Source organism: Rhodococcus sp. P4_B6, from assembly GCF_056402215.1.
The window spans coordinates 1-10,961 of sequence record NZ_JBFUHV010000234.1; the positions used below are offsets into that span (position 1 = coordinate 1).

Annotated in this window: 8 protein-coding genes and 3 pseudogenes; 4 read left to right on the forward strand and 7 right to left on the reverse strand. The window is 64.6% G+C overall.

Features of this window, described 5'->3' with window-relative positions:
• The 3 genes from AC1DWT_RS46155 to AC1DWT_RS46165 form a co-directional block, all read left to right on the forward strand.
• The coding region (locus AC1DWT_RS46155) for an oxygenase MpaB family protein (RefSeq protein ID WP_477925822.1) at positions 1 to 593 on the forward strand (593 nt) is incomplete at its 5' end.
• 37 nt (positions 594 to 630) lie between these two features.
• Entirely contained in the window at positions 631 to 2,070 is a 1,440-nt protein-coding gene (locus tag AC1DWT_RS46160) for an aldehyde dehydrogenase (protein WP_206016348.1), read from the forward strand.
• Positions 2,071 to 2,355: 285 nt separating this feature from the next.
• Positions 2,356 to 3,882, forward strand: a complete 1,527-nt coding sequence (locus AC1DWT_RS46165; RefSeq protein ID WP_095870002.1) for an AMP-binding protein — start codon at positions 2,356 to 2,358, stop codon at positions 3,880 to 3,882.
• A gap of 145 nt (positions 3,883 to 4,027) precedes the next feature.
• On the opposite strand, the gene AC1DWT_RS46170 is transcribed toward AC1DWT_RS46165, so the two are convergent.
• The 3 genes and pseudogenes from AC1DWT_RS46170 to AC1DWT_RS46180 form a co-directional block, all read right to left on the reverse strand.
• Positions 4,028 to 4,429: an AAA family ATPase gene (locus tag AC1DWT_RS46170; RefSeq protein WP_259376144.1), complete on the reverse strand. Its 402-nt coding sequence runs from the start codon at positions 4,427 to 4,429 to the stop codon at positions 4,028 to 4,030.
• A gap of 2 nt (positions 4,430 to 4,431) precedes the next feature.
• The gene (locus AC1DWT_RS46175; RefSeq protein ID WP_257014827.1) at positions 4,432 to 4,827 is read right to left on the reverse strand and encodes an AAA family ATPase; all 396 of its coding nucleotides are present in this window, start codon (positions 4,825 to 4,827) and stop codon (positions 4,432 to 4,434) included.
• A 202-nt stretch (positions 4,828 to 5,029) separates the two neighbouring features.
• A pseudogene (locus tag AC1DWT_RS46180) lies at positions 5,030 to 5,233 on the reverse strand (aminotransferase class I/II-fold pyridoxal phosphate-dependent enzyme); the annotation flags it as partial.
• Positions 5,234 to 5,259: 26 nt separating this feature from the next.
• On the opposite strand from AC1DWT_RS46180, the pseudogene AC1DWT_RS46185 reads away from it, so the two are divergent.
• Positions 5,260 to 6,215, forward strand: a pseudogene (locus tag AC1DWT_RS46185) (IS481 family transposase); the annotation flags it as partial.
• 698 nt (positions 6,216 to 6,913) lie between these two features.
• Here AC1DWT_RS46185 and AC1DWT_RS46190 read toward each other — a convergent pair.
• The 4 genes and pseudogenes from AC1DWT_RS46190 to AC1DWT_RS46205 all read right to left on the reverse strand — a co-directional run.
• Complete coding sequence (locus tag AC1DWT_RS46190) at positions 6,914 to 7,933, reverse strand: dihydrodipicolinate synthase family protein (protein WP_095869855.1); 1,020 nt, start codon at positions 7,931 to 7,933, stop codon at positions 6,914 to 6,916.
• 65 nt (positions 7,934 to 7,998) lie between these two features.
• Complete coding sequence (locus AC1DWT_RS46195; protein ID WP_477925823.1) at positions 7,999 to 9,483, reverse strand: NAD-dependent succinate-semialdehyde dehydrogenase; 1,485 nt, start codon at positions 9,481 to 9,483, stop codon at positions 7,999 to 8,001.
• Between the two features lie 10 nt (positions 9,484 to 9,493).
• Positions 9,494 to 10,474: an ornithine cyclodeaminase family protein gene (locus tag AC1DWT_RS46200; RefSeq protein ID WP_095869853.1), complete on the reverse strand. Its 981-nt coding sequence runs from the start codon at positions 10,472 to 10,474 to the stop codon at positions 9,494 to 9,496.
• A 243-nt stretch (positions 10,475 to 10,717) separates the two neighbouring features.
• A pseudogene (locus tag AC1DWT_RS46205) lies at positions 10,718 to 10,961 on the reverse strand (steroid 3-ketoacyl-CoA thiolase); the annotation flags it as partial.

Genomic DNA, 10,961 nt, shown 5'->3' on the forward strand with positions numbered 1-10,961 from the left:
AACGAGGACTTAACGAGGACTTCCTCTACGTCCTCGCGACGTTCGTCGTCGTTCCCCAGCGATGGATTGAGAACTACGGCTGGCGGCAACTTACGGGTGACGAACTACTCGCCTCGGTTCGCTACTACCAGGCACTCGGCCGCCACATGGGGATCAAGGACATTCCCGCCACGTACGCGGAGTTCGCGGCCCTCATGGACACCTACGAGGCCGCACACTTCGCGTTCGACCCCGGCGCGCGCCGGGTCGCCGACGCGACCATGAACCTGCTCGCGTCCTTCTACCCCGCCGTCGCCAAACCCATCATCGACATCTTCAGCCGGTCGCTGATGGACGAACCGCTCCTGGCGGCGTTCCGCTACCGAAATCCCGGGAACCTCGCACGGCGCCTCTCGGCGGCCGGACTGCGGTTACGTGCCCGCTTCGTCGCCGCTCTGCCCCCGCGCCGCACGCCGCAGTACGTCCACACGATGCCACGTATCCGCAGTTACCCCAACGGTTTCGACGTCAAAACCTTAGGAACATTCGCCCCCGGGTGTCCTGTTCCGCACCGTCACTCGCCCCAACCCGACACGACCACCAGTCCAAGCTGAACCACCCATCCTCTTCACTTCAGAGCCAGGAGACTCCATGGGACTCGACCGCCCACACCTGTTCATCAACGGTGAATTCGTCACCGGCACCGACACCCCTGTGGACGTCGTCAACCCGAGCACCGGCAAGGTCCTCGGAGCCGCCGCCACCGCCGGCGTCGCAGACATCGACGCAGCGGTCACCGCGGCCAACGACGCACTGACCGGTTGGTCCGCCACCCCGGCGCACGACCGCGCCGACATTCTCGACCGCTTCGCCGCCGCCCTCGCCGCACGGGGTGAGGACACCGCAACGCTGTGCAGCCAGGAGAACGGCATGCCGATCACCTTGTCGGCATCGGCCAACGGACTCGCCCCGGCGGCACTGCTCGGCCTCTACGCAGGCCTCGCCCGAGAACTCACCTGGGTCCAATCGCGCCCGAGCCTCACCGGAACAACCGAAATCCGTCGAGTGCCGGTCGGCGTCGTTGCGGCCATCTCCCCGTGGAACTACCCCCAAACGTTGGCGATGATGAAGATCGCGCCTGCGCTCGCGGCAGGGTGCACGGTCGTCTTCAAGGCCGCCCTCGAGACCGCCCTGGACGCTTTCGTCTTCGCGGATGCCGCATTGGAGGCAGGGCTGCCGTCGGGTGTGCTCAACATCGTCCCCGCCGGCCTCGAAGCCAGCCAACACCTGGTCGCGCACCCGGGCATCGACAAGGTCGCTTTCACCGGATCAACTCCGGCCGGTCGCGCTATCGGCGAGGTCTGCGGACGCCTGCTGCGACCGGTCACACTCGAACTCGGCGGCAAGTCTGCCGGCATCGTGCTCGACGACGTCGATCTCGACGTCCTCGCCCAAGGGCTCTATGCTGCCTCGTTCCCCAACAACGGCATGACCTGCTACGCGAGCACCCGACTGCTCGTGCCCGCGAACCGTTACACCGAGGTCGTGGACACCGTCACCTCCGTGGTGAAGTCCTTCACAGTCGGAGACCCACTCGATCACGACACCCTGATCGGCCCGATGGTCACCGCAAACCATCAAAAACGAGTCCTGAACTACATCGAGACTGGCAAGTCGAGCACCGCCCGACTGATCACGGGCGGTGACGCAGTCACCGACCTCGACGGCTACTTCGTCGCTCCGACCGTCTTCGCTGACGTCGACAACAGCGACACCATTGCCCGAGAGGAAATATTCGGCCCCGTCCTGTCAATCATCAAATACGACGACGACGCCCATGCCATCCAGATCGCCAACGACAGCAAGTTCGGTCTGGGTGGGACAGTATGGTCCACAGACCCCGACCGCGCCGACGCCATCGCCCACCAGGTCAAGACCGGTACCGTCGGAATCAACTCGTACACCCTCGATCTCGGATCCCCCTTCGGCGGCGTGAAGGCCAGCGGACACGGGCGCGAACTCGGCCCCGAAGGTATCGACCCCTACCTGACCTACCAATCCGTCTACAAGACCTCTGCAGTCACCGGTTGAGCAACACACGGACCGACACGGCCACCGAGGTAACGCCCCATTACTCGCGCTGCCGTGGCATCAATGCCTCACCGGGACCGCGGCCACCCCGTCGTCAGTCGGCACAGCGGCGAATACATCCTTCCGGATTTCCAGTCGAGGCAGCGGGCCGGTGATCAGCCGCACGGGCTTTTCGACTGAGGATTTCGACGCGCCCGCACTTCCTCCTCAACACGCCGAAAGGTGAAGCACGTGCACCAGATCGAATTCTCCGACCAGCCCGGCCGCGCCCGGCGATCGCACTGGATGAACCATGTCGAACGCCACGCCGCCACCCTCAGTGACCGCGCCGCGATCCGGTTCGACGGATCGACCACCACATGGACCGAGCTTCGGAACCGGGTGCGTGCCTTGGCAAGGGCCTTGTCCTCACGAGGCATCGGCTTCGGCGACCGAGTAGCGATCATCACCGGGAACCGTCCGGAGTTCATCGAAACAGTGCTCGCTGCAAACCTTCTCGGTGCCCTTGCCGTTCCGGTCAACTTTCGGCTGACCGGACCAGAAACCGCCTACCTACTCGCCGACTCCGGCGCAAAGATCGCCATCGGCGACGAGCTGGGCACCCCGATCCTCGTGGCCGCCCTGAAAGACCTTCCCGAAAGCCCTCGGCTCGTCACCATCACCCACCCCACCAACGGATTCGAGCTCTACAGCGACCTCATCGACGAGACGAACACCGCGGCGGCGGCTCCGCTACCAGACGTCCCCGAAGACTCCCCCGCCCTGATCATGTACACCTCCGGCACCACCGGACGCCCCAAGGGCGCCGTGCTGACCCACCTGAACCTGCAGGCCCAGGGCGTCACCGTCACACGGGCCTTCCAGTACATGGACGAAGACGAGGTCAACCTGATCGCCTCCCCACTGTTCCACATAGGCGCAATCGGCTCCGTCGTCCCGACCCTCTTCGTCGGCGGCACACTCGTCCTCCATCCCACCCGAGCATTCATCGCCGACGCGATTCTCGACCTGCTCGAAAACGAAGGCGTCACCAGCGTGTTCTTGGTCCCCACCCAGTGGCAGGCACTGTGCGCAGAACCCGGCATCGCCACCCGCAACCTCGAGCGGCTACGTGTCCTCGGTTGGGGCGCGGCGCCGGCGAGCGACACACTCCTGCGCCGGATGGCCGACACCTTCCCCGACGCGATGAACGTCGCGCTCTTCGGCCAAACCGAAATGTCCCCGGTGACGTGCGTGCTCCACGGCAAGGACGCGATCCGCAAACTCGGCTCCGTCGGCCGGCCCATCGCCGCGGTCACAGCCCGCGTGGTCAATCCGAACATGGAAGACGTCGAACCGGGTGAAGTCGGTGAGATCGTCTACCGTGGCCCTGGATTGATGCTCGGATACTGGAACAAGCCCGATGCGACGGCCGATGCCTTCCACGGCGGCTGGTTCCACTCCGGTGATCTCGTCCGCGTAGACGAGGACGGCTTCGTCTACGTCGTCGACCGCGCAAAAGACATGATCATCTCCGGTGGCGAGAACATTTACTGTTCCGAGGTGGAAAACGTACTCGCAGCCCACCCCGATATCGTCGAGGTCACACTCATCGGCCACCCCCACCCCGTGTGGGGCGAAACACCGGTCGCCTTCGTAGTCCCTCGGGGTCCGGCCGCCGCGCTCGACATCACTTCCGTTCGCGAATGGGCATCAGCATCCCTCGCGAAGTACAAACTCCCCACCCAACTCGAGGTGATCGACGCTCTCCCCCGCAACGCGTCCGGCAAAATCCTCAAGAACACCCTGCGCAAGCAGGGTCAGCACTCATGAACTGAACGGCATACATCGCCAGCTTCCGACCGGTCCTCGCGAGAGGACCGGCCGGGGACACGCGGTACTCGATATGGACAAACTGTGCTCAAACAAACTTCACCCCTCAGTGCCGATTTCCCGGCCGCACACCTTGAGCTCACCATTAGCTTCGGGCGAAGCGGGCGATGTCCACAGCGAACGCATCGAGCATTTCCGGGGTCAGGGTCGGACGCATCGCACTGATCACCCCCAATAGTCCTCCGTACCGGCGTGACAACGTCCCCCTGTTCGACACTGCACTCGAACGTCGTCTGCGCGACCATCCGTGCCGCGTGCGCCACATCCGCGGGAGTAAAGCCCGCCGACGCGGCCACCAACGCCGGAACAGCTCCCACAACGCATGCCGGGCCTGCTCATCCGGTGCCCCGATCGGCAACACGTAATCGAACCGACCACGCCGCAAAAATGCGTCATCGAGGTCACGCACCGAGTTCGTCGCGCACACCAGAAGCCGCCCAGCCCGCTCCCGGAAACCGACGATAGATTTCAGCAACTCGTCCACCACTCCTACCGAATCCGACCCTGGCCGGCGCCGGGCCGCGACACCTCCTCCACCTCGTCGATGAATACGACCACATGATCGAGTTTGGCCATCGACCCGAACATCTCCCCGATCCCCGCCGCCAAACCGCCCCCATTCGAGGCCAACCGTGACGGAAACAATTCGACGAACGGCCACCCCAACCGGCTCGCGATCGACCGCGCAAACGTGGTCTTCCCCTTCCCTGCGTGCCCGAACAGCACCACCGCCCGCGGCGGCACCACCCCATGCTCGGCGGTGAGTACCGACCGCGACAACGGCAGCACGATCCGCCGCTCGATCAAAGTCTTCTCCTTGGCCATCCGGGCGACCTGCCGCCACAGACCTGCCGGTGGGACCGCACCACCGAGCCGGGCCAGCACTTCCGCGATCCGCTGATACCGTCCCCACCTTCTCGTAATAGGTGATGCCTGCCCGCGCGGTGAAACCGGAATTGGCCAATGCCGCCGCACCTGTCTCCCCCTCGGGCAACAGTGCGCTCATCCGCCGCACCCCCCTTGCCAGCAACCGGTACTCCAGCTCGGCGATCAGAGCGCTCCCCAGTGAATCGTCCCGGGTTACACGCGCGAGCGATTCGAGTTCGGACCTGGTGTGCACGGTGCCCGTGGGGTTGTGCGGGTTGCAGAGTAGGACGACGCACCGACCGACCGCCGTCTGCACTCGTGCGATCGTGTCCCCGATGAGGTCGATGTCGAGACGGCCCGCCCGGGTGAGCGGCGCCACACCGATGTTCCGGTCTGCGTGCGAGACGTACGAGAAGAAGGGCGCGTAGACCGGGTGGTCACGATTACGGCATCACCAGGGTCGGTGCTGACGCGGAGCACCTCGATGATGCCGGTCATCGCCGCCGACTCGTCGAACGTTGCCAGACCCGTCCCATCGCCCACGTCGCTGCCGAGATGGGCATCTCCCGCGCCTGCGCCAGCAAATGGGTAACCCGCTTCCGCGAGTTCGGGGAACTGGGACTGCTGGATCGCCCGAGCGTGCCCCACCACCAACCAACCGACCGCCACCCCCACCTCGGTGGTGGCACGGATCGAGAAGCTGCGCCGCGACAAGAAATGGTCCGCCCGCCGCACCGCCCACGAACTGAGCAGTGATGGCACCACGATCGCCGTGCGCACCATCAGCCGACACCTGGCCCTCCTCGGATTGAACCGGCGCAAGTTCCTCGACCCCACCGGTGAGAGCAACCGTGAACCAAGGCGAATCGTCGCCCGCTGGCCGGGGCTTATGGTGCACGTGGACGCGGGTGAAGGTCGGGCGGATACCGGAAGGGCGGTGGCTGGCGTGCCCACGGCAAGCGCTCTGACCAGGCGAAGGCCGTCGAACGCGCCAAGGCTGCCGGAGCCCGCGCCGGCTACGTGTACCTGCACTCCGCCGTCGACGGGTTCTCCCGCCTTGCCTACACCGAGGCTTTGACCGATGAGAAAGCCTCCACGGCAATCGGATTCATGCATCGAGCCCGGGTGTTCTTCGCTGCACACTTCCGTCGGCCACATCAATCGGATCGTCACCGACAACGGCTCATGCTACCGCGCGAAAGACTTCGCCAATGTCCTGCACGGCGCGCGCCACCGGCGAATCAACCCATACACCCCACGGCACAATGGCAAGGTCGAGCGCTACAACTTCGATCCTGTCCGAGGAATTCCTCTACGCCCGAACCTGGACCAGCGAGCAGCAGCGCTCACGAGCTCTCGAAGTGTGGAACGTGCACTACGACTACCATCGACCTCACACTGACGCCTGAAACCGGCCACCCGCGAGCAAGTTCCACGCCGGTGTCACCAACGTTATGGCCTCATCCAGCTAGAGGACTCTTGTTATGCGCTCGCGGCAAGGGCCAGCCACCGTGCATTGGCTCGTGCGATGGCACAATTCGTAAGGATTTGTTGGATCGATGTCGCGCGGCGGGGTGCGATCAGACTGACGCACGCAATCGCAGCATGAAGGACATGCAACGGCATTTCGACTACTCCTAGGTCTGTGGCGAGATCCCAAGTCGGTACATCGACTACTCCGTGAATGCCGACGGCCCGCGTCCCGAGGCTGGCTACAGGTCAGAATGCTGCTCGCCAGCCTCTATGAAACCTTCAACAACAAGGGTTCTGAAGCACGCGAAACCCACATCAGTGTGATTCGGGTGTCAACGATCTGGAACTGAGGGTGTTCGCTTCGATCCCCTTCCGGGGACCTCTGGCGTTGATAAGCTGACCGGACCGAAAGGTCGTCCGTGGATAGTGGGTCAGAGGTTGGAATATAACTGGTCGGTCAAGTAGCAGCTTTCGAGCGATGACGTCGCCGACCAGGGCGGTGACGTCATCGCCTTCGACACTCAGTTCACGCACCCAGGCCAACAATTCGATCGACGGTGCTCCGCCGGAGTACCGCACCAACGTCGATCGAGGAATCGACCGGAGCCACTTCCCTCTACTGGTTCCGCGGTCAGGCGGGGTTGCGGCCGATGAAGAACTCTCGGAACGGATCCATACTCGGCTCCAGTCCGGCGTCGATCAAGCCCTTGCGCAGCGCGGCCATCTGGTGGTCATGGATGCGCTGGGTGGGTTGCCGCAGCGGGCCGCCGTTGTAGCCCTGCAACCACCCCTGAAACTTCCACGCCTGGCGGTTGAGGAACGATCCGCCGTGCATTCCGTTGAATAGTCCGGCTTTGACCTTGCGCGCAGGATGCAACTGCCAGTAGATCTCGGTGGCGTCATCGTATTTGCCGTCGCGCAGCAGCTGCATCACACGCGGAATCATGGGTCCGAAGTATTCGTGATCGCTGGTGGCCGAGAGCTGGATGGGAATGACTTGCGAGAGCGGGATCAGTTCGCCTTCGATGGGGATCGAGATGACGATCTCCTCACCGAAGAGGCGATGGCATTCGATCGCGCTCTGGATGCTCGGGAAGCCGCCTTCGGCTTTTACCACCGCGAGATTGGGGATCTCGTCGATCATGCGGCGAATGAGGCGGGTGGGGATATCGGACGGATGAATGCGGCCGCTGAAGCCCCAGATCACCATCGGGAACAGGATGATACCCAGGTTCGTCGCGTCGGCGACGGCCTTGGTGTAGTCGAAGATCTCCTGCTCGGACTCCGGGTAGAAGTTCGGCGGGTAGGACAGCAGCACTAGATCGGCGCCGGCCTCCTCTGCGCCCCGGACGGCTTCGATGTTCTGCTCCAGATCGTTCCAGCTCGCGTGGTGGACGATGTAGAAGTCATCGCCGGCCTCGTCCTTGGAAATCCGCAAGAAGTCCAGGTATTCCGGCAGGGTGATGCTGATTTCCGAGATACCGAGACTGCCAATGAAACCGTGTTCCTTGGCGAGGCGGATATCGTGGCGAATGCCTTTTTCGTTGATGCGGCGGAGGTCGTTCGTGAACGATGGAATTGTGCAGTTGACGGCGCCGACGAGCTTCTCGCGGGCCCATTCCCGGGCTTCGGAGCGTGTGTAAACAGCCATGACGGGCGTTCCTTCCGATTTTCGATCAATTGATTTCGATGTGTTGGCCGGTTGAACGGCTCCGGTCAGTTCGCGCCGCTGCCCGCCCACGCGAGGTACTTCATCTCCATGTACTCGTCGATGCCGTAGATCGACCCTTCCCGCCCCAGGCCGGACTGCTTGATGCCGCCGAAGGGCGCGGTTTCGTTGGAGATCAGGCCGGAGTTGATTCCGACCATGCCAGCTTCGAGGGCCGCCGCCACACGCCAGATTCTCTCGGCGTATCGACTGAAAACATAGGCGGCCAAGCCGAATTCGGTGTCGTTTGCCTGCCGGATCGCATCCGCCTCGTCGGTGAACGGGATCAGCGGGGTGATCGGGCCGAAGGTCTCTTCGCGGGTGACCTTCATACCGGCGGCGACATCGGCCAACACCGTCGGCTGGTAGAACTGCCCGCCCCGGTCATGTCGCGCACCACCGCACACCACACGTGCGCCGTGGGCGACGGCGTCGGCCACATGTTCTTCGACTTTGGTGACAGCAGACTGGTCGATCAGCGGGCCCAGCATGACGCCCGGCTCGAAACCGTCGCCGACCGGAAGGCCGGAGACCCGGTTGGCCAGCTCCGCGGTGAACCGCTCGTAGATGCCGGTTTGCACATATACCCGATTGGCGCTGATGCACGCCTGACCGGTGTTGCGGTACTTCGCGGCGAGCACACCCGATACGGCGACCTCGAGATCCGCGTCGTCGAAGACGAGTACCGGCGCGTTCCCTCCGAGTTCCATCGATGCCTTCTTTACCGTCGCCGCCGACTGCTGCAGCAGCAGCCGCCCGACCTCCGTCGACCCGGTGAAACTCACCTTCCCCACCAACGGGTTTCCGGTGAGTTCCGCGCCGACCTCCCCCGCCTTGCCGAGCACCACGCTGAACACACCCGCCGGCACCCCGGCACGAGTGGCCAGCTCCGCGAGAGCCAGGGCGGTGAGCGGTGTTTGCCCAGCAGGCTTGACGACCATCGTGCAACCCGCGGCCAGCGCAGGAGCAACCTTGCGAGTGATCATCGCTGCGGGAAAGTTCCACGGCGTGATCGCGGCGCACACCCCGATCGGCTCCTTGAGCACCAGGACGCGGTTCGCGGGATCGGGTGCCGGGAAGACATCGCCGCGCACACGTTTAGCCTCTTCGGCGAACCATTCGATGAACGATGCTGCATATGCGATTTCACCGCGCGCCTCGGTTACCGGCTTGCCCTCCTCGAGGACGATCAACCGCGCCAGATCCTCGGCGTGCTCGTTGACGAGGTCAAACCAGCGCCGGAGGATCTGGGCGCGTTGCTTGGCGGACCGGGCCCGCCAGCCGGGCAGGGCGCGGTGTGCTGCGTCGATGGCCGCGGYGACCTGCGGACGGCTCAGCGAGGGCAGGTCGGCCAGCTGTTCACCGGTCGACGGGTTGGCGATGGTGAAACGCCCGGATTCACCGTTTTCAATCCACTGTCCGTCGATATAGGCCGCAGTGCGGAACAGGGTGTGGTCCGCGAGCGTTCGGCTCCCGGTGGCAGCAGTGCTCATGGTGCGTCCTTTACTTGTGAACCGGTGGGATGCGGATGGGCAGTTCGGATCCGAGCCCGGACGTGCGGGCGGCGTCCGCGCACATAGCGGCGACGGCCAAGTCCTGAACGGCGGAGCCGACGGACTTGTACACGACGATCTGTTCGGTGGTCGTGCGCCCAGGGTGCCTTCCGGACACGAGGTCGGACAGCGCCGCGATCCGGTCGGTGACGTCGATGCCCGCCTGCGTCGCGGCGATGAGATCGCCACTGTCGTGCAGTACTTCTTCCAGGACGTCGGCGATGACGACGTCGGCGCGTGCGATCACATCCGGATCGACCTCGCGCTGCTCCCGCACGGTCGATCCGATCGAGACGACGGTCATTCCCGGTTCGAGCCACGCGCCCAGCAAGATCGGCGATTCGTTATAAGATCGCGCCGCGCAGATCACCACGGATGCGCCCGAAACCGCTGCCTGAGGTGACTCGGCGGCGATGATCGACGTGTCCAGATCGGCGAGTTCGTCGGCGAAGCGCGCCCGGCTCTCCGCTCGCGGGCTGTACACACGCACGGCTTCGAGCTTGCGCACCGCCGCGAGGGCGCGAACATGTTTCTTCGCCTCGAAACCCGAACCGATGACCGCAACCGTGACCGGTCCGGGTGCGGCCAGCAGGTCGACCGCCAGCGCCGATGTGGCCGCGGTGCGGTAGCCGGTGATCGAATTGCCGTCGAGCAGCGCCACCAGTTCCGCGGACTCCTGATCGAACAGGGAGATGAGGTACGAGAACTTGCGCACGCCGATCGCGCCGGCGATGGTCTTTACGCCCATCAACCCGCCGCTGCCCGGCGCGCCGCTCATCGACCGCAGGAACGAGGTGCCGCCGCGCGCAATGGTCCGGGCCGGGAATCGAGCATCGTCGGGAGCCGCCCGATAGGCGTCACGCAACGCGGCGATGGCCGGCGTCCAGTCGAAGGCCGATCGCACCGCGGCGTCGTCCAGCAGGAGTGTCAATCTTCTCCCCTTCCTTTCCAGAAGGTTGCGATACTATACGGATCGTATCGTATTGGGTTGTGGGTTTCTAGCCCCAGACTCACCACCGTCGGCTGACGACCGGAGAGCCCAGGGTCATCCACCCATCGAGGCGTAACTAGGAAGCACTGGGCTTCGGTGCCGACTTCCGGCGGGCGGAGGTGTCCGTGGTAGCGGACAGCCCTGCCGGGGATCGGACGGTGCGGGACTGGTCCTCCGCCCCGGTCAGATGCGTTCGATGATGGTGGCGTTGGCCATGCCCGCGCCCTCGCACATGGTCTGCAGGCCGTAGCGTCCGCCGGTGGCCTCGAGGTTGTTGACCAGGGTGCTCAGCAGGCGGGTGCCCGAAGAGCCGAGTGCGTGCCCGAGCGCGATGGCGCCGCCCCACGGGTTGAGCTTGGCCGGGTCGGCCCCGAATTCGTGCGCCCACGCCAGCGGCACCGGCGCGAACGCCTCGTTGACCTCGTAG